At 65.6% G+C, this 18,686-nt stretch carries 15 protein-coding genes; 6 read left to right on the forward strand and 9 right to left on the reverse strand.

Annotated elements, in window-relative coordinates; translation table 11 throughout:
- Nucleotides 1-56: 56 nt before the first annotated feature.
- Complete coding sequence (locus tag FHS74_RS07465) at nucleotides 57-1,013, reverse strand: helix-turn-helix domain-containing protein (RefSeq protein ID WP_211106157.1); 957 nt, start codon at nucleotides 1,011-1,013, stop codon at nucleotides 57-59.
- 276 nt (nucleotides 1,014-1,289) lie between these two features.
- Between FHS74_RS07465 and FHS74_RS07470 the strand changes: the two genes are divergently transcribed.
- The 5 genes from FHS74_RS07470 to FHS74_RS07490 all read left to right on the forward strand — a co-directional run bounded on the left by FHS74_RS07470 (nucleotide 1,290) and on the right by FHS74_RS07490 (nucleotide 8,777).
- Nucleotides 1,290-2,480 carry a 4-hydroxybenzoate 3-monooxygenase gene (locus tag FHS74_RS07470; RefSeq protein WP_184799013.1) on the forward strand — a complete coding sequence of 397 codons (1,191 nt, stop codon included), beginning with the start codon at nucleotides 1,290-1,292 and terminating at the stop codon, nucleotides 2,478-2,480.
- Nucleotides 2,481-2,585: 105 nt separating this feature from the next.
- Nucleotides 2,586-3,365, forward strand: a complete 780-nt coding sequence (locus tag FHS74_RS07475) for a pentapeptide repeat-containing protein (RefSeq protein WP_184799015.1) — start codon at nucleotides 2,586-2,588, stop codon at nucleotides 3,363-3,365.
- A gap of 181 nt (nucleotides 3,366-3,546) precedes the next feature.
- A complete protein-coding gene (locus tag FHS74_RS07480; RefSeq protein WP_184799017.1) occupies nucleotides 3,547-4,842 on the forward strand; it encodes a hypothetical protein in 1,296 nt (431 codons plus the stop codon).
- Between the two features lie 233 nt (nucleotides 4,843-5,075).
- Complete coding sequence (locus tag FHS74_RS07485) at nucleotides 5,076-8,357, forward strand: nSTAND1 domain-containing NTPase (RefSeq protein ID WP_184799019.1); 3,282 nt, start codon at nucleotides 5,076-5,078, stop codon at nucleotides 8,355-8,357.
- Nucleotides 8,358-8,366: 9 nt separating this feature from the next.
- A complete protein-coding gene (locus FHS74_RS07490) occupies nucleotides 8,367-8,777 on the forward strand; it encodes a DP-EP family protein (protein ID WP_184799021.1) in 411 nt (136 codons plus the stop codon).
- A gap of 383 nt (nucleotides 8,778-9,160) precedes the next feature.
- On the opposite strand, the gene FHS74_RS07495 is transcribed toward FHS74_RS07490, so the two are convergent.
- From FHS74_RS07495 to pcaH, 5 genes are all read right to left on the reverse strand, one after another.
- A complete protein-coding gene (locus tag FHS74_RS07495; protein ID WP_184799023.1) occupies nucleotides 9,161-10,528 on the reverse strand; it encodes a hypothetical protein in 1,368 nt (455 codons plus the stop codon).
- 232 nt (nucleotides 10,529-10,760) lie between these two features.
- Entirely contained in the window at nucleotides 10,761-11,090 is a 330-nt protein-coding gene (locus FHS74_RS07500) for a hypothetical protein (RefSeq protein WP_184799025.1), read from the reverse strand.
- A 141-nt stretch (nucleotides 11,091-11,231) separates the two neighbouring features.
- The gene (locus FHS74_RS07505) at nucleotides 11,232-13,274 is read right to left on the reverse strand and encodes a Kelch repeat-containing protein (protein ID WP_184799027.1); all 2,043 of its coding nucleotides are present in this window, start codon (nucleotides 13,272-13,274) and stop codon (nucleotides 11,232-11,234) included.
- A 224-nt stretch (nucleotides 13,275-13,498) separates the two neighbouring features.
- Nucleotides 13,499-14,101, reverse strand: a complete 603-nt coding sequence (gene pcaG / locus FHS74_RS07510) for a protocatechuate 3,4-dioxygenase subunit alpha (RefSeq protein ID WP_184799029.1) — start codon at nucleotides 14,099-14,101, stop codon at nucleotides 13,499-13,501.
- A gap of 3 nt (nucleotides 14,102-14,104) precedes the next feature.
- The gene (pcaH, locus tag FHS74_RS07515; RefSeq protein ID WP_184799031.1) at nucleotides 14,105-14,848 is read right to left on the reverse strand and encodes a protocatechuate 3,4-dioxygenase subunit beta; all 744 of its coding nucleotides are present in this window, start codon (nucleotides 14,846-14,848) and stop codon (nucleotides 14,105-14,107) included.
- 156 nt (nucleotides 14,849-15,004) lie between these two features.
- Between pcaH and FHS74_RS07520 the strand changes: the two genes are divergently transcribed.
- The gene (locus tag FHS74_RS07520; protein ID WP_184799033.1) at nucleotides 15,005-15,937 is read left to right on the forward strand and encodes a LysR family transcriptional regulator; all 933 of its coding nucleotides are present in this window, start codon (nucleotides 15,005-15,007) and stop codon (nucleotides 15,935-15,937) included.
- Here the strand turns inward: FHS74_RS07520 and pcaC are convergent.
- From pcaC to FHS74_RS07535, 3 genes are all read right to left on the reverse strand, one after another.
- A complete protein-coding gene (gene pcaC, locus FHS74_RS07525; protein ID WP_184799035.1) occupies nucleotides 15,934-16,323 on the reverse strand; it encodes a 4-carboxymuconolactone decarboxylase in 390 nt (129 codons plus the stop codon). The two genes, FHS74_RS07520 and pcaC, sit on opposite strands and share 4 nt — an antisense overlap.
- Nucleotides 16,324-16,476: 153 nt before the next feature.
- Complete coding sequence (gene pcaD, locus FHS74_RS07530) at nucleotides 16,477-17,256, reverse strand: 3-oxoadipate enol-lactonase (RefSeq protein WP_184799037.1); 780 nt, start codon at nucleotides 17,254-17,256, stop codon at nucleotides 16,477-16,479.
- Nucleotides 17,257-17,268: 12 nt separating this feature from the next.
- Nucleotides 17,269-18,621, reverse strand: coding sequence for a 3-carboxy-cis,cis-muconate cycloisomerase (locus FHS74_RS07535; protein ID WP_184799039.1), 1,353 nt, complete (start codon nucleotides 18,619-18,621; stop codon nucleotides 17,269-17,271).
- Nucleotides 18,622-18,686 lie beyond the last annotated feature (65 nt).

An 18,686-nucleotide genomic window follows, 5' to 3' on the forward strand; every position in this document is an offset into this window, starting at 1 on the left:
ACGCCGTCTCCTGGGGGCACCTCCCCCAGGAGACGGCCCCAGGAGACAGCGTCGCTTCACCTATCATCGACCACGGCGGCCAGGGGGTCCGGCGGCTCCAGCGACGCGGTGTCCGCCACCGGCCAGTCCGCCATCAGCCGCCGGCGCCAGACCCGCGGCGCCTCCCCGCTCTGCTTATGGAAAAAGCGCGAGAAGTAGGCGGGGTCCTCGAAGCCCAAATCATAGGCGATGGCGGCGATGGTCTGGCCGCTGTAGAGGATCAGGCGCTTGGCCTCGGTCATCAGGCGGTCCTGGATCAGGCCGATGGCCGGGCGGCCCGTCACCGCCAGGCAAGCGGCGCGCAGGGTGGACGACGACGTCCGCAACTCCGACAGGTAGGCGTCCAGCGGGCGGTGACTGCGATAGTGCCGCTCCACCAGGGAACGGAAGGCAGCCACCAGGGCGACCTGGCCGGAACGGCCGCCGGTGCCGGCATTGGAGGCCGCGGCCGGCAGCACCACCCGCAGCATCGCCGCCATCAGCACCAGCATGTGGCCCTCCGCCGCCGCGCGATAGCCCGGCTCCTGGCCGCGCAACTCCCGCAGCACGCCATCGGCGGCCGCCAGAACGGCGGCGAAGGCCATCCCCTGGCCCGCCATGTCCAGGCAGGCGGCGTCCGCGCCCAAGGCGGCGAAGGCGGGGTCCCGTCGCGCCAAGCCGCGCAATATGCGGTCGGACAGGGTGACGACCCAGCCGATGGTGCCACGGACGAAGGCGAAGCCATGCACCACGCCGGCCGGCACCACGATCAAGGTGGGCCCGTCGAAGGTCCAGCTCCGCTGGTCGGCCTGCACCCGTCCCGCCCCCTCGCGAATGGCCAGGAACTGCACAAGGTCGCCGTGCTGATGCGGCCTGATGCGCCAGTCCACCAGGCTGCTGCGATCCTCGATCAGTTCTACATGCAGGAAGCGATCCTCCGCCGTCGCCGGCGCCTCGCCATACAGGGAGAAGACGGGGATGTCCGGGCGGCTCATGAGCGCGTCCCCGCCCAGGACCGCATGGTGGAAAAACACCAAGTCATGATCGATATGACGGATAACATGTATCGCTGGGTTCGATTGTTTTAAGCGCAGGTTGCATGGGCCACCAGATCGCTATCTTGGGCAATTGTTGCGAAAAAATCCAATTTTTGTGGAGCTGCGTCCATTCCGGGGAAGCCCCCTCCGCCCCTATCGTTCCGGGGTCGACCGGTCCCTCAGGTGGCGGCGGCGCAGGATAAAAACACGTCAGGCTCGGGAGGGCCGGTCCCCATGTCCACACACAAAATCCGTACAAAAGTTGGCATCATCGGCGCGGGGCCGGCGGGATTGTTCCTATCGGAACTGTTGTCCCGCCAGGGCATCGACAGCGTCATCATTGAATCCCGCAGCCGGGAGGATATCGAAGGCACCATCCGCGCCGGCGTGCTGGAACAATGGACCGTCGACCTGATGAACCAGCTGGGCGTGGGGGAGCGCATGATGCGCGAGGGCCATTTCCACACCGGCATCACCTTGCGCTTCAAGGGACAGAGCCATCACCTGGACATGGAGGACCTGACCGGCGGCAAGAAGGTCACGGTCTATGCCCAGCATGAGGTCATCAAGGATCTGGTGGGCCACCGTCTGGCCCACGGCGCCGTCATCCATTTCGGGGTCAAGGACGTGGCGCTGGCCGGCATCGACACCGACCGCCCCTCCATCCGCTTCGCCCAGGCCGACGGCACGCCGGCCCTTCTCGACTGCGATTTCATCGCGGGCTGCGACGGCTTCCACGGGCCCAGCCGCCAGGCCATCCCGCTGGCGCAGCGCAAGGAATTCCAGAAGATCTATCCCTATGGCTGGCTGGGCATCCTGACGGAGGCGCCGCCGTCGCATCATGAGCTGATCTACGCCCGCCACGACCGGGGATTCGCGCTGCTCAGCATGCGATCCCCGGAAATCCAGCGTCTGTACATCCAGTGCGATCCCAAGGATGACATCGCCCTGTGGTCGGACGCGCGCATCTGGTCGGAACTGCACCAGCGGCTGGAGACGGTGGATGGCTGGAAACTGACCGAGGGGCCCATCATCCAGAAGGGCATCATCGCCATGCGCAGCTTCGTCTGCGAGACCATGCGCCACGGTCGCCTGTTCCTGGCGGGCGACGCCGCCCACATCGTGCCGCCCACCGGCGCCAAGGGACTGAACCTGGCCGTGGCCGACGTGTTGGTGCTGTCCCGCGCGTTGGAGAAGTTCTACGCCAAGGGCGACACCAGCGACCTGGACGGTTATGCCGCCACCGCCCTGGCCCGCATCTGGAAGGGCGAGCGCTTCTCCTGGTACATGACCACCATGCTGCACACCGACGACGCGGCCAGCCCGTTCGAGCACCGCATCCGCGAGGCCGACCTGGATTATGTCGTCAGCTCCCGCGCCGCCGCCACCGCCCTGGCGGAGAATTATGTCGGCCTGCCCATCTGACCGGCCACAGGGCGGCCGGGGGCCTGAAGCGCAAGGACGGCAAGGCGGACGGGCACGACATATCCTATGATCGGCCCGCCCGCCCCTTGCCTTGAGCCCCGCCCGATGACCCTTGATACCCTGGAAGACGCCCTCGCCGCGGGCCTGGTCCAATCCGCCCGCTTCACCGATATGGACTGGCGCGACCTGGACGCGGCGGGTGTCCAGGTCCTGGACTGCGTCTTCCAGGATGTGCGCTTCACGGGCGTTGATTTCAGCGACGCCCATTTCCGGAATTGCCAGTTCGTCCGCTGCCGGTTGTCGCATGTCAACCTACGCGACGCCGTGCTGGAGGATTGCCGCTTCGTCGATCCCGCGGACAAGACCGCCGGCTGCACCCTGGCCTTCAGCGCGCTCCGCGCCGCCCGCCTCACCCGCTGCGACCTGTCGTTCTGCGCCTTCGATCGCTGCACGCTGTTCGATGTGGTGGCGGAAACGTGCAGCTTCATGGGGGCCCGCTTCCACCTGGTGGACTTCCACCACGCGCTCAGCCGTACCAAGGCCATCCACCGCGCCGCGTTCCGCGACTGCACCTTCGAATTGGCCGATCTATCGCGCCTGACCTTGCGGGAGGCCCAGTTCATCCGCTGCCGCCTGCGGGAAGCCGATTTGCACGGCGCCGACCTGACCGACGTGGACCTGCGTGGCAGCGACCTGTTCCAGGCCGTCACCACCGAGGCCAGGCTGGACGGCGCCGACCTGCGCGGCGCGGAGATCAGCGGCCTGGATATCCGCCAGCTGGCCAGCTACGACGGGCTGAAGATCGCCGCCGACCAGCAACACATCCTGCTGGCGGCGGCCGGTATTGAGGTGTGTGCGGACGCGGAGCCTGAGCCGGTCCGGTGACAAACCTCCGGGCTGCGCTTGGCGAGCATGGAGCGGCTATGGCATGGTGCCAAAATCGCCGACGCGCCAGAAAGTCGCGGCCTTCCACCGCGACCACTGAAAATCGCGCAGATCATCCCAATCAAGCAAATAATTTTAATACAATATCAGCGCCTAATTGAATTTATTGGGTCAAATAAAAATGAATGAACATCTTCCGTCAATAAAAAACCACACTGATCGCTCACCCCAATTTCACCTCTTCCGATATGCCCTGGCAATCCTGGCATTATTAAGTTGGCCGCTTGGGATGCTGTGCGGTGAGCGGCTGGCGGGAGCCCGATATGACGCCCTGGTCTTTCATTGGCCGACTACCAAGGCGTTCGCCGATCATTTGAATTGGCATGCGCTGGCTGAGTACGATTCAGCAACGATGCCCCTGTTCCATATCCTACTGGCCCAGGTTCCAGGCGTGGGGGACTTCACCGTCTATCGGACCATCGGCTTCATCATTGGCTGCATGGCCTTGGCGGCCGTGGGCTGCGCCATCCATCGGCGCTTCCGCCCGTTTCTGAGGGACAGAAGCCTCATCGCCCTGTTGATTGGTGCCGTCGCCCTGTCGCCCGGTCTGCGGGACGCGACATTCTGGGGCAGCACCGATGCCTTGCCACTCCTGTTCCTAGGCTTGAGCGTCCTTTTGCTGACGGATCCGGTGACGGGTGACTGGCTGGACCGGGTCTCTGGCGCGCGCACGGTGGCCATCGCCATGATCAGCGCCGCCGCCTTTTACACGCGCCAACAGTACATCGTTGTGCCGGTGCTGGCATGGTGGCTGCTGTTACGGCGCAGCCGCTTTGGGGCGTTGGGCGTGACCGGCCTGTTCGTCGCCGCAGCCGCGCCGGCCGCCGCCCTGTTGGTCACCTGGCATGGCCTTACCACCCCGTCCCATCAGGGGCAGCAGAGCCTCAATCCGTTCAACCTCATCATCGTGGGTGCGGCCCTGTTCCCCACAGCCCTGCCCTTCGTCTTGAGCCTGCGCCGACCGGCCACCAAGCGGATCCTGGTGGTTGCCGGTACGGGCGCGGCCCTGGGACTGGTCCTGTCCTTCCTTCCTCTTGGCATAAGCGGCGTGGGCGGCGGCATCGTCATAAAATTGGCCATGCTGCTGGGCCCCAGGGGCGGAATCATCGTTGTGTCCGCTATCGCGGCGCTGGGGTGGTGGACGCTGATCAGCGCCGCGCGCACCCATCGGGACAACGCATTGGTCGCGCTGCTGGTTGTTACGCCCCTGGCGATCGCAAGCCCGCTGTATGAACGCTACATAGACCCTATCGCGCCCATCTCCATCATCCTGCTCGCTACGCCCGGGGTATCCCGAACCCTGGTGCAGCGGCATTCCATTCCCATGCTGTTCTGTCTGATGCTCACCCTTGAAGTGGTGACACTGACCTGGTTCCAGATTTGGGGTCACGCGGTGCCGGTGCCGCCCGGCTATTGAACCCTGGGAGCGTCCCCCGGGGGCGTCAATGGCGGCCGGGAGCAGGAAGGCGCCCCTATCGGAATCCCTATTCCGACTAGGGGAAGTATTTATATAAAATAACAATCCACCGTCGTTTAATTTGGACGTCCTTCCTGCTTTTTTGAAATATAAACAGGGCATTAATGTGCTAGAAGCGTGCTGTCGACGGCGCGCCTGCGCCCGCAAGAGGATGTTCCGAAAAGGGGATTGCTGTGCAGGCCAAGGTCTTTCATTTCGGTGATTGGCTGGTGGACGCGCAAGCGCGCACGCTGCGGCGCACCGACGGCAGCCAGGAGATCAAGGCCGAACCGCGGGCCATGGACGTCCTTGTCACCCTGTGCGACCGGGCGGGTGAAATCCTGAGCGCGGATGAGCTTCTGCGCCTGTGCTGGGACGGCGTTTCCGTCGGGGAAAACCAGGTCCACAAGGCGATCACGCAACTGCGCAAGCTGCTCGGGGACACCGCCGCCGGCGCCCGCTACATCGAGAACATCCGCAGCCGGGGCTATCGCACCGTCGCGCCGGTCGCGGAAATCATGGGCGGGGCGCAGCCGACCGAGGTGGGAAGTTGGCTTGACACATCGCCCTTCGTCGGCCTGGACGCCTTTGATGAGGCGCACGCGGCCGTGTTCTTCGGCCGCGCTGCCGCCATCGCCCGGTTGCGCGCCACCGTGGCGGCGCAGACCGGTGCCGGCCATGGCCTGGTGCTGGTGCTGGGCCCCAGCGGCAGCGGCAAGACATCGCTGATCCAGGCCGGCCTGCTGCCGGCGTTGCGGTCGTCCGACCACCCCTTCCGCCTGCTTGCCACCACCACCCTGGACATGGGCGATGTCCAGGGCGACGCCCTGCACACCGCCCTTGGCAGCGCGTTGCTGGATTTGGAGGTGGAGGGGGCGCCCCTGCTGGATGGTGCCAGCGCCGAGGGCCTCGGCACCCAGTTGACGGCGGCGGCGGACGCGCCCCTGCTGGCATTGGACGCGATGGCGGCACGGTATCCGGACGGCAGGGCCGTGCTGGTCATCGATAGGCTGGAAGCCGTCTTCGGCAACGCCGCGATCGATGAGACGCGGCGGCGCGGCTTTTTCACCGCGCTCAGCCGGCTGGAATGCAGCGGCGCCATCCTGGTCATCGCCGCCTGCCGCAACGACTTCTACCCCGATGTGGTGCGGGAGCCCCTGCTGCTGGCCAGCAAGGCGCGCGGCGGCCATTTCGACCTGGAGCCGCCGACCCGCGCCGAAATCATCCAGATGATCCGCCAGCCCGCCCGGGTGGCGGGCCTGCGGTTCGGCGTCGATCCCGACAGCCAGGCGCAGCTGGATGACACGCTGTGCGAGGCGGCAGCGGACACCCCCGACGCCCTGCCCCTGTTGCAGTACACGCTGCAGGAACTGTACTTGCAGCGCAGCAACACCCGGGAACTGACGGTCGCGGCCTATCGCGCCCTGGGCGGCATCGGCGGCGCCATCGGCAAACGGGCGGAGGCCACGCTGGACGCGCTGCCGCCCCATTGCCGCGCCGCCCTGCCCCGCGTCCTGTCGCTGGTCGTCACCGTCGGCGCGGGGGAGGAGGCGGCGCGCAGCCGGCGCATCGCCTGGTCCGCCCTGACCACGGCGGACGAACGGGCGCTGGTCCAGACCTTCGTGCAGCACCGCCTGTTCGTCAGCCATATGTTCGACGGGGTGCCGGTGTTCGGCGTGACGCACGAGGCCATGCTGCGCCTCTGGCCCCGCGCCGCCGCCTGGATCGCCGACCACCGCCGCCTGCTGAAGGTGCGCGGCCGGATGGAGGATGCGGCCCGCCGCTGGCTGGCGGAGGGGCGGCGCGCCGACCTGCTGCTACCGCGCGGCCAACCCCTGGCGGAGGCGCGCGACCTGGCCGGCTTCGCGCCCCTGCCGCTGACCGCCGACGTGCGCGCCTTCATCGACGCCTCGGTGACGCGGGAGCGGCAGGCCGAACGCCGCCGCCGGGGCGCCATCGCCGGCTTCGCCGCCATCGCCGTGGTCGCCGCGGGCCTGGGCCTGCTGGCCCGGCAGGCGGAGAAGACAGCGCAACAGCGCAAGCACCAGGCCGAGGATCTGATGAACTTCATGGTCGGCAACTTCGCCGACAAGCTGCGCCCCCTGGGCCGGCTGGAACTGTTGTCGGACATCAGCGAAAAAGCCCTGAGCTACTTTAGTCAAGAACCCTTGTCCAACCTGACGCCGGAGGACCGTGCACAACAGGCGAAGGCCTTGCAGACCTTGGCGGAGGTGGCCCGCTCGCGCGCCGATCCCAAGTCCGCGCAAGCCGCCCTCGCCAAGGCGAAAAGCCTGCTTGACGCCAATCTGGCTCAGGGCCTGGAGAGCCCGGATCTGCTGAAGGATTTGGGGGCGGTGGCGTTCTGGATGGGGCAGATCAGCCTGGATGCGAACGATCTAGACGGCGCGGAAGCGGCCTTCCGGGAGTATGAACGCTACGCCAAGCGCATGATGGCCATCTCACCGGAGAACGTTGATGCCTGGACCGAACTGTCCTACGCCCTCGGCAACCTTGGGTCGACGGCGGTGAAACGAGCGGACTATGAGAAAGCTGCCGCATTTTTCGAGAGTTCCTTAGCCCTGAAGCGCCAAGCCCTGGCCCAGCGCCCCAAAGACCATGAGTTACGCGTGGCTGTGGCGACTACCCTGTCCTGGCTTGGCACGGCCTATGCCGAGCAGGGCGAGCTTCGCAAAGCGGTATCATTTTTTGATAAAGAGGCAGATGAATTACACTCATTGAGTGCTGACGCTCCCTCAGAATTTGGTTGGATATATCGTCTGGGAACTTGCCAGTACCGCCGCCTTAACCTGCTGGACGCACTGGGGGAAGAACAGCGGGCCGACGAGCAAATGGTGGAGACAAGGAAACTTTTCCAGGAATTGGTCGCCCATGACCCCAGCAATCAGGTCTGGCAACGCCTGCGCCTGAATGTGGAGGTCGTGGCGGGGGAATTCCTGGTTGAACGGCATCAATACGCCAAGGCCTTGGCGCTTCAGCGCGCCCTTGCCGCCGAATTGACCACCTTCCGCGAGCAAGACCCTGCGAATCCCGATTGGGCGCTCACCGATTTGAACAACCAGGCCAACATCGGTGCCAGCCTTCTGGGGCTCAACCGGGTTCAGGAGGCTGCGGCCCAACTGATCACCACTGTTGCCCGGCTGCGCAGCCAAAACGGAAAAGAAAAAATGGCAACAGAATATGACGAAAGATTGTCGTACACCCTGCTACGTCTCGCAGACGCCCATGAGAAAATGGGGGACTTTGACAATGCCCGGCTAAATCGCCATGAAGTTATTGAAATAGATAGAAAATATATTGATTCTGTAATAAAAGATCGGTATATTTTTGACACATGGTCTTCAGCGAATTTAAAACTCGGGAACTATGATTTTGCGAAGCCGCAAATGGAGTGGCTTGAAAAAATTGGTTATCAAAAACCAGCCTACGTCGAATCTTTGTCTCAATCATCCAGATAGGGGATTACAATGCCTGACCCTCTTAACGAAATTAATGTGACCGTCACGATCGCGGTCCAGGATGGCGACTATGTATGGAGCTACGCAGGCGATGTCACTAATCCCAGTACGGGCCTGATCACCCTGCCGAACAACAATCCCGCTAAGATCACCTATGCCCTCTGCCCCGAGACCGCGGCCCAATACAGCTTCTGCTTTGTGAACCTCAGCGAGGCGCACGCCACAACTCGGCAGATCACATTCATTAAAATCGACCGCACCTCCATCACCATTCATGACGAGAACCTTCCCGGATATACCGGTGTCACGCCATTCGGTTTTCGCTTGATCGCGCGCTCCCGGGGCAACATCAACGCCCCCATCGTCAGCCCCGATCCTGAGGTCATTAATGAGCCTGGCCCTAGACCCCCTTGCGAGTAATCGTTCCTACCAGGTCCCTGCCCCCTGGCGCCATCGCCGGGGGGCTTTTTTGTTGAATCCTGGTGCCAGCCGAAACCGCTGCCGTTTCCGGTGGCCCGGAAGTCGAAAACTCTCCGAACGGCCATAACTGACCATTACTTGACGCCCCGCCCCCGGCGCCATCGCTCCGGTGGCGGGGGTTTTACTTGCGGCCCAGCGGCGAGTGAAAAAGGAAAGGGCGTGCCGGAGGATCAATCCGGTACGCCCTTTCATCTGGGGCGGCCACCCCCGCGCCCCGGGGATATCCGCCAACGCCGCCTGGGCCGAGGCAACCTCGCCTCTCTCTCCGGCGGCGGTGGTGATCACGGACGGGGGGCCCGCCGCGTCACCGTTGACGCCCGGACTTAACGGGCGTTCGGGATGGCGTAGATGAAGATGGGGTCGGCGAAGTCGGTCGGGCTGACATACTTCAGGACGATGCAGGCGGTTCCCTTCGCGCCATCGGTGCCCAGCGACATCACCCAGGGCTGCGCGTCCGGTCCCGTACCGGTCGTGCCGGCCAGGATGTACATCAGTGGTACGTAGACGCCGGCCGTCATGGTCTGCTGGTTGTAGGCCACCGTGTCATCGCCTGTGATCGTCAGGGTCTGGGATCCCGACGCGTTCGTCAGCGGCCGGCCACCGAAGGCGGCCAGCGGCACGGGGTTGAGATAGTTGGCCGCCGTGACCGTCTGGACGATCCCATTGGGGGCGATGGTCCCGGTGATCGTGGACAGCGTCCCGTTTTTCCGGTCGTAGCCGCGTTTAAAGGTGACATCGATCAGGGGCGGATCGCCGGCCACGGCGGACGGGACCTGCAGGGTGCCGCCACTGAAGGTCATCCCGTCGCCGAACTGGAAGGCCTGCGTGGTGCGGCCATCGGTGGACAGGGTGATGGCCACGGAATAGCCGGTGATGTCCCCGGGCTGGAAGTAGTATGACCCCTGAATGGCCAGAAATGCGCCCGGGACCACGGACGGCAAGGGGTAGAAACCGCTGAAACCCGCCAAGGCCTCGGCCTGTCCACCGGGTGGATGGAGCACGGGCGGCACCGCGGCCCCCTCCGGAATGGTGTAGAGTGAGCGGGAATCGACCGCACCCGTGGTTTTATCGGGATACATGTTGTTGCAGGCCAAGCCCTGGGCCCCCGCCGTCCCCATGATCAGGCTGATCCCGTCTTTCGGCGCGCCCAAGGTGAAGTAATACATGTTCAGATTATAGCTGTAGCTGTGAACCGGCCTTAGCTCCCCCCCGGCGTCGGCATAGCGGATCAGCAGCCCCGGGCCGATTTCCGCCACCCGTTGAGGCGCCCCGCCGTTGGATGCCGGCAGATAATAAGCGCCCTGGAACAGGTCGGGCGGCACCGGGTTGTTGTAGGTCACCCCGGAAATGCCGATGAGGAATTCGGCGGGCGGTTGGGAGATGACGCCCTCGCACGCGGCGGTGAACGCCTCCGACGGGCCGGCGCGCGTAAAGCGCAGGTCCAGGGCGAAGGGGCAATCCTCGCTTTTGGGCTGGGTCAAGCGCCCGTCCGCGAAATGGCCGGTGAAGGGAAAGGTGCTGGACGTCTTCCCATCCAGCGACAGGATGAGGGAAATATCCAGCACGCTACTCTCGCCGCCGTCCTTCACATGGAGATTGGCGTCGATGGCGAAAAACGCGCCCTCGGCATGCTTGAGACCGTAATAGCCATTGAATTCCAGCAGGGCCAGGAGATCGGGTTTTTCCGTCAATCCCCGCACATCAATATTTTTGTATTTCTCATAAATACGACGGTGCGTTTCAACGATGTTGTCTTGGATGCCACGCGCGGCGATCAAGGAAGCGGAATTCGTTGTTATTGACATAATATATCTCCAATTCTGATAAGAGGATTTTTCATTGGGAATGAAGCGAAACGCCGCCTGGGGGCTGAATATGCAACCCGCCAGGCGGCACGTCCGACCCGATGGGCCGGCCGTTTCGCTATGCCACCGTAATGCTGGTGGCATACCGAAATTCAGGGGTGACCCAGTTCGCGGCCGGACGGGAGAGATACAGGCTGACGCCGGTCGGCGTCACCTGCCCCACTGAAACCGTCGTTTCCGCAAAACCAGCCCCCGACGTGTTACCGGCTATCCAGACCGCCGATGGGGAAATATCCAATTTCGGATCAAACACTATATTGACCGAATATGTGAGATCGCTGCCGAATGCCAACGCCATATTTTCCGGCAATATGTTCACGTAAGTGATTTGAATTCCGGTGTTTCCGATTTTTGTGAAAGCCACCTTCACAGGGGGAGTCTTCGCCAAAATCCTTCTCCACATCATGTTCCGGTTGAAACGACGAATATATTATTGAACCAATTTTTATATTTCGGGATCGGTGGAGGTAATTTTCACTTTGGCTATCACTACCGCCATTGTGAGGTGGCGCCGCCCCTTCCACCGCCGTCACACCGCTAAGGGCGGGAGCCTCAGGACGCCGCCGTCCGGCATCACGGTATGGAAATCGCCCAGACTGTCGCCGAAGTGGGCGACGTCGGTGTCGCTGGCGAAAACCGTGGTGGCACCGACCGTCAGGTGTGTGTGGGTGGCCGGCAGCACGCTGGTGTCGGTGTGCCAAAGGGCCCCCTGCCCCTGCACGCCGATACGGATCTGGTCGCCGTTGGATAGCTGGGCAAGGAGTGCCGTGCCGACACCAACCGCCACCGGCCCGCCGCCGCCCCGGGCGTCATGGACATACGCGGTGTTGTCGGTGTCGATGATGCCCAGGCTGTCACCGTTGGCGCGTATGGACCGGCAGGTGAACCGCCCCAGCGGGACCCAGCCTTTTCTGTCGGCGTCATAGCGGTACAGACGCTGGCTGTTGTTGGCGACGGCGAAGACGGTGCCGCCCGCCACGGCGATCTGCGCTGCGGCGTCAGGCCCCGGCAGGGCCGGCAAGGGCGTCCAGTCGGTACCACTGCCGGTGTAGCGGTAAACCCGCCGATCCTGGACATCCCGATGAACCGCATAGATCATCCCCCCGCCGACCGCGACGCAGGACGCCGGGAAGGTGGAAATGGTTGTCCAGACCTCCGTCAGCAGGTCGTAGACCCTCACCCGATGGCTGGACGGCACAGGGCCGCCCGCTGGCGCCGACGCGACGGGCGCACCATCGATCACCACCAGGTCATAGCCGTCGCCGACGCAGCTGAGCGCCGTGACGCCCATGTCGGTCCAGGTGCCAGACCGGGCCGCGTAGTGGTACAGCGCGCCTGAATGGGCGATGTGGTAGAGGTCGGCGCCGATGGCGGCCACGGTGGACGGCGCGCTGAGGTGCGCCGGTGACGGCCACAGGTGGATGGACACAGGCTCCGGCGCCGCCGCCGTGATCGCGTTCCACTCCGTCTGCGCGGCCGGCAGATCCCGCGGCTCCATATCCGCCAGGGCGGTGAACACCTCGAACGGCAGCGTCCGGTGCAACCAGGCCAGGGTGGTCAACTCCTCCTGCACCGCCGCGTTCATCGCCGCGACGCCCCGCAATTGAACACCGATCCCCGCCAGCATCAGGGCGACGGCCTGGTCCTGCTTGCGGCGATCGACCTTGATGTCGATCTGGGCCTCAAGGTCGCTCAGCGCCCCCTGAAGCGCCTGGATGTCGGCGACGCCATGGTGGGCGCCGATGGTGCCGCCGGTGATCATTCCCCAGCCCAGGGGATTCCACCCCTGGGTCAGGCCGACGACACCGATCGCGACGGAGGAAACACCTGCCCCCCGATCTCCCAGCCCCAGATTGGCGATCACGACCCCGTCCGCCGCCAGTTGCTGCTGGGCGGCGGTGATGGCCGTCGTCATCGCCCGCACGTCACCACGATAGGCCGCCAGCACTGCCGCCAGGGGCCCCGTCCGTGTGACCGCCACCAGGGCCGCCGCAGCGCTCTCCAGCGCCTGCCCGAGTTGCGAGACGGTGGTGAGCAAGGTGGATATCGCCTCACTCTGCCGCCTGATCAGTTTGTCCTGCGGACGCAGGGACCGGAGGGGGAACGGGGCGCAGGGCATCAGCTCGAAGCCGGCGCTGATCGTGCCGGCGACCTGGCGCAGGGCCTGCGGGATCGATGGGATCTGGGAGAAGACGGTGGCCAGCCCGGCCCCTGCCTCCGCCGTCGTCCGCTCCGGCGTGAACCACGTTTTTGCCCGGGCCTGCAAGGTGGCGAACTGTTCACGGAAGGAGTCGTAGGCCGTCTGCAACGCTTCAAGGTCGGCCCGGGACATGAAGGGCGGCATGTCCTGGAACTGGATCGGGGGCACGGACGTCTCAGTCAGGGCGTACACGAAGGCGCTGGCGGCGGTCAGGCTCGCGGTCGCCGCAGCCGTCTGCTCCACGATCCGCTGGGCGATGAGGCCCAAGCTGGTCGTCGCCAGTGGCCGCACGGGAAGCCGCGCATAAACCCCCGGCGCCACGAGCAGGCGGCGGCCCATCGCGGGTGATGACCTGGTGTCTGCGGCCAGCATCGCTTCCATTTCCCCGATCCTCTTCCTGCCAAACCCACGGTCATCCGGGTGTCATCCGGGACCGTTCAAGCAGGCAAAGGGTAGACGGGGTACGCGGCCTATCCTTCTTCTGATATTCTTCTGATGCCTAATCCATTGTTAATAAACAGGAATATAAAAAGGCCCGACCGGTTTGGGTCGGGCCTTTCCAGGCAATGCCCCTGTCGGGGCCGGGAGGAAAACGCTCAGCAGTCGAAGAACACCGTCTCCTGGGCGCCCTGCAGATGGACGTCGAAGCGGAAGGTGGGGATGCCGTCCCCCGGCTGACGGGTGGCGATCAGGGTCTGGCGGCGGTCCGCCAACTCGATGGACAGCAGCGCCGGATCCACGGCGTTGGCGTCGGCACGGTCATCGAAATAGATGCGGGTGTGCAGGTGGATGTTGATGCCGCGGGCGAACAGCAGCAGCGAGCAGTGCGGCGCCTGAGGGCGACCGTCCACCCACGGCGTGGCCCCCGGGCGGATGGTCTCGAACGCCCACAGGCCCGTTTCCGCGTCCGCCCCCACGCGGCCCCAGCCGCGAAAGCCCGATGTGTCGCCCGGGGCGTTGTAGGCGCCGGTGCTGTCGGCCTGCCACAGTTCCAGCATCACGTCGCGCAAGGGGTGGCCGGAACCGTCCCAGACCACGCCCTCGATGCGGATCTGTTCCCCCGGGACGCCGCCGCCCGCCAGGACGTGCAGCTTTTCCTGGGTGCGCCGGTTGAGGCCGGCAAAGGCCGGCAGGCAACCGATATGGACATAGGGACCCCCGGTCTGCGAGGGGGTTTCCTTCAGATATTGCACAGGCATGGCTCAGTTCCCCTCAGGCCGGTTCTCAAAGAAGGTGGAGCGGCGGCCGCGCAGCACGATGTCGAAGCGGTAGACCAGGCTGTCGAAGGGCACCATCTCCCCCATGTCCAGCTTGGCCACCAGCATGTCCACCGCCGACCTGTCGGGGATGGTGCTGATAATGGGGCACAGCGGGATCAGGGGGTCGCCCTCGAAATACATTTGGGTCACCAGGCGCTGGGCGAAGGCGGTGCCGAACAGCGAGAAATGGATGTGAGACGGGCGCCAATCGCTGTTGTGGTTCATCCAGGGATAGGGGCCCGGCTTGATGGTGCGGAAGAAATACCGCCCATCCTCATCGGTGACACAGCGGCCACAGCCGCCGAAGTTCGGATCCAGCGGGGCAAGGTAGCGGTCGTTGCGGTGACGGTAGCGGCCGCCGGCGTTGGCCTGCCACACCTCCAGCAAGGTGCCCTTCACCGGCCGGCCCATCTCGTCCAGAACGCGGCCGTGGACGATGACGCGCTCACCGATGGCTTCCTCGCCGGTGGTGATGTAGTTGCGGATCAGGTCGTTGTCCAAGGGGTCCAGGTCACCGTGGCCGAACACCGGCCCCGTGCGCTCACCGATAGACTGGCGCAGGGACACCAGCGCCTTGCCTGGGGAGCGCAGCACCGACGTCTTGTATTGCGGGGTGTAGGCCGGCGGGTGCCAGGCCCGGTCACGCCGGGTGAATTCCCCCAAATGGTCTTGGCCTTGGTCGCTCATCTCAGGTTCCGTCCTCCCGGAATGGTTTTTAAGAGGTGGGCCAAAGTGCGGCGCCCACATCTTTCACCCCCAGCCTAGAGCAATCCATGTTTCTGAAAATCCCATAGATCGGCATATAATCCATCAATATAGCTCATGGGTTGATGGGAGAAGGCGGTGACCGGGTTCGACCATTTGGACGTGGATGGCCATCTGTTGCGCCTGTTCGTGACGGTGCATGAGGAGGGCTCCGTCTCCGCCGCCGCCCGGCGGCTGGACATGGCGCAATCGGCCGTCAGCCATGCCCTGAACCGCCTGCGCCGGGTGGTGGGCGATCCCCTGTTCGTGAAGTCCGGCCGGCGCATCGTCGCCACCCAGCATGCCGAGCGACTGGTGCCCCAGGCGCGGGCCGTGATGGACGGGCTGAAGGCGCTGACGGCCGCCGCCGCCTTCGCCCCCGCCCAGGCGCGTCTGTCGTGGACGGTGGCGGCGAACGACTTCCAGCGTGATCTGCTGTTGCCTCGCCTGTACGCGCGGGTGGTGCCCCAGGTGGCGGATTTCCGCCTGCAGGTCATCCCTTCGGGCCGCCCCACCGGCGACCTGCTGCGGGAGGCGCGCTGCGACCTGCTGATCTCCCCCACCCCGCCGGAGGGGACGGACATCATCCAGAAGCGGCTGTTCGACGACCGCTATGTCTGCGTCTTTGATGGTGCGCGCCGCCAGGCCCCGGCCAGCGCCGCCGACTTCCTGGCCGGTCGCCACGTCACCGTCGTCCACCCCTCAGCCGATCCCCTGAACTTCGACAAGGCGCTGGAGACCCTCGGCATCCGGCGCGACGTGGTGGTGTCGGTGCCCAACTTCGCCGGATTGGCCCCCTTCCTGCGGGGCTCAGACCTGATGGCCTGCGTGCCCGGCCGGCTGCACCCGGTGGAACTGCGCGACTTCAGCGCCGCCCCCCTGCCGCCCGACCTGCTGGCCGGATCCCCACCGGGCACGGGGGCCTTGCGCATGTACATGGCCTGGCACCTGCGCGGCCAGCACGACCCCGCCCAGGCCTGGCTGCGGGGGGAGTTGGAAGCGGTGGTGCGGGCGCTGGAGGACGATGCTTAAGGCGCCGCCTCCTCCAGCCCCGCGAACACCTCCGCGGCTTGGTGGAAGGCGGTGTTGGCGGCGGGCACGCCACAATAGATGGCGCTCTGCAGGATCACTTCCTTGATCAGGTCCTTGGACACGCCGTGCTGGACGGCGGCACGCACATGCATCTTGAATTCGTCGCCGCGGTTCAAGGCGATCATCATGGACAGCGTCATCAGGCGGCGGGTGGTATGGTCGATCGCCGGCCGGGTCCAGATCTCACCCCAGGCATAGCGGGTGATCAGGTCCTGGAATTCGGTGTTGAATTCCGTGCGGGTGGCCAGCGCCCGGTCCACATGGGCGTCACCCAGCACGGACTTGCGGGTCTTCAGGCCGAACTCGTAACGCTCCTGCTCATCCATGGATATTTCTCCCTTTAAGGTTCCCTCAAACGCCGGGCGCGGGCATCCGCCGGCTTGGCTTTCTCGCTTTCCAGTCCGCCACGCTCCCCGCAAAGCTCCGGCGGACGCGGTCGCGTCCTATAACGGGATGAGCCATGGCTCATCCCGTTAATATCAAGCCAGAAAGTCCAGCAGCGCGGCGGTGAAGGCCGCCGCCTGCTCGATATTTGAAAGATGGGCGGCTTCCAGCATGACAAGGGTACTGCCTTTGATGCCGGCGTGCAGTTCCTCGGCCTTGGCCGGCGGGGTGGCGGGGTCCTGGGTGCCGCCGATGACCAAGGTCGGCACATCGACGGCCCCCAGGTGCGGCCGCTGGTCCATGTCGCGGATGGCGGCGCAGCAGCCGACATAGCCCTGGGGCTTGGTCGCCAGCAACAGCTGGCGCACACGGTCCGTCGCGTCAGGGTTCGCGGCCACGAAACCGGGGGTGAACCAGCGCTCGATGACCGCCTCGGTCACCGCCGCCATGCCTTGGGCCGTCACCAGATCCATGCGCCCCTGCCAGCTTTCCGGCGGCCCCATGTAGGCGGCGGTGTTGGCCAGCACCAGGCGTTCCAGCCGCTGGCCGGCGTTGATGCCCAGCCACTGGCCGACCATGCCGCCCTTGGACAGGCCACAAAAGCGCACGCGGTAGAGGTCCAACTCATCCAGCAGGCCCAGCACGTCCTGGCCCAAGCGCGCCATGGTGTAGGGGCCGGTCGGCGCGTCACTGGGACCATGGCCCCGGCTGTCGTACCGGATGACGCGGTAGTGTCGGGTCAGGGCCGCCATCTGCGGCTCCCACATCGCGACGGCCGTGCCCAGGGAGTTGGACAGCACCAGGGGCGGCCCGTCGGCGGGGCCGTCGACGCGGTAACTCAGGTGGCAACCATCATCCAAGGTAATCAGTGGCATGATCCACTTTCCTCATGCATCGCGAGAAGAGTTGCGAGCCGCCAGGGCCCGGGCGACGAACTGTGGGGCCATGCCCAGGTAGCCGCTGGGATCAAGCGCCGCCGCCAGTTGCTGCGGCGACAGGTGGGCCGTCACCTCCGGTAGAGTGGCCAGCACCTCGCCCAGGGCGCGACCCTCGGCCACCGCCTGACGGCCGGCCTTTTCCACCAGGCTGTGCGCCGGCCCCCGGCCCAGGGCCTCGCCCAGGGCCATGACCACGGATTCCGACATCAGCAGGCCGCGGGTGATGTCCAGGTTCGCGCGCATGCGGGCGGCGTCGACCTCCAGCCCGGCCATGGTGTCGGTCATGACCCGCAGGCTGCCGCCCACCAGGCGGAAGATTTCGGGCAGTGTCTCCCACTCCGCATGCCAGCCGCCCAAGCCCCGCTCCTGCTCCTGCGGCATGGCCGCGAACAGGGTGGCGACCAGGGGGGGCACGCGGGTGGCGGCCGACAGGGCCACGGCGCAGGCGACGGGATTGCGCTTGTGCGGCATGGCCGACGACCCGCCCTTGCCGGCCTCCGCCGGCTCGAACGCCTCGCCCACTTCGGTCTGCATCAACAGCGACAGGTCGCGGGCCATCTTGCCCAGCACGCCCGCCACCAGGCCCAGGGCGGCCCCCAAGGCCACCAGACGATCACGGTGGCCATGCCAGGGCAGGTCCGGCAGGATGAGGTCCAACCCCCGGGCCAGGGCCTCCGCCACCTCCAGCCCCCGGTCGCCCAGGGCGGCCAGCGTGCCGGCGGCGCCGCCGAACTGCAGCACCAGGCAGTCGCGGCCGGATGCCGCCACCGCCCTGCGGGCGCGGCCCACCGCCGCCATCCATCCGGCCGCCTTCAAACCGAAGGTCGTGGGCAGTGCCTGCTGCATCCAGGTGCGGGCGGCCAGCGGGGTTTCGGCATGGGTCGCGGCCAGACGGGCCAAGTGCCCCTCCAGCGCCGCCAGCCCCTCATCCACCAGCGGCAGGGCCTGGCGGATCTGCAGCACCAAGCCGGTGTCCATGATGTCCTGGCTGGTGGCGCCCCAATGGACGAAGCGGCTGGCGTCACGGTCGGCCGCCGCCACCTTGGCGGTCAGGGCCTTCACCAGGGGAATGGCGGTGTTGCCGGCCTTGGCCGCAGCCAGGGCCAGGGCATCCAGGTCGATCTGCTCCACCCGGCACTGGCAGGCGATGGCGATATCAGCCCCGGCGGGAATGATGGACAGCGCGGCCTCGGCCCGCGCCAGGGCGGCTTCGAAATCCAGCATGCCCTGCACGGTGGCGGCATCGGTGAACACGGCATCCACCGCACTGCCCCGGAACAGCGGGTCCAGCAATCCAGGCATCAATCGTCCTCCCGCCCTCTTAAACGGCGGAAGGAACGATACCACCGCAGGGGCGGGAAAGAGCC

This window comes from Nitrospirillum iridis (assembly GCF_014205765.1).
Classification (GTDB): Bacteria; Pseudomonadota; Alphaproteobacteria; order Azospirillales; family Azospirillaceae; genus Nitrospirillum; species Nitrospirillum iridis.

Bases quoted from the DNA above. Each gene is read 5' to 3' on its own strand.
- FHS74_RS07470 (WP_184799013.1), top strand. From the start codon at position 1,290: ATGTCCACACACAAAATCCGTACAAAAGTTGGCATCATCGGCGCGGGG.
- FHS74_RS07465 (WP_211106157.1), bottom strand. From the start codon at position 1,013: ATGAGCCGCCCGGACATCCCCGTCTTCTCCCTGTATGGCGAGGCGCCG.
- FHS74_RS07505 (WP_184799027.1), bottom strand. From the start codon at position 13,274: ATGCTGGCCGCAGACACCAGGTCATCACCCGCGATGGGCCGCCGCCTG.
- pcaD (WP_184799037.1), bottom strand. From the start codon at position 17,256: ATGCCACTGATTACCTTGGATGATGGTTGCCACCTGAGTTACCGCGTC.
- pcaC (WP_184799035.1), bottom strand. From the start codon at position 16,323: ATGGATGAGCAGGAGCGTTACGAGTTCGGCCTGAAGACCCGCAAGTCC.
- FHS74_RS07475 (WP_184799015.1), top strand. From the start codon at position 2,586: ATGACCCTTGATACCCTGGAAGACGCCCTCGCCGCGGGCCTGGTCCAA.
- pcaG (WP_184799029.1), bottom strand. From the start codon at position 14,101: ATGCCTGTGCAATATCTGAAGGAAACCCCCTCGCAGACCGGGGGTCCC.
- pcaH (WP_184799031.1), bottom strand. From the start codon at position 14,848: ATGAGCGACCAAGGCCAAGACCATTTGGGGGAATTCACCCGGCGTGAC.
- FHS74_RS07535 (WP_184799039.1), bottom strand. From the start codon at position 18,621: ATGCCTGGATTGCTGGACCCGCTGTTCCGGGGCAGTGCGGTGGATGCC.
- FHS74_RS07490 (WP_184799021.1), top strand. From the start codon at position 8,367: ATGCCTGACCCTCTTAACGAAATTAATGTGACCGTCACGATCGCGGTC.
- FHS74_RS07480 (WP_184799017.1), top strand. From the start codon at position 3,547: ATGAATGAACATCTTCCGTCAATAAAAAACCACACTGATCGCTCACCC.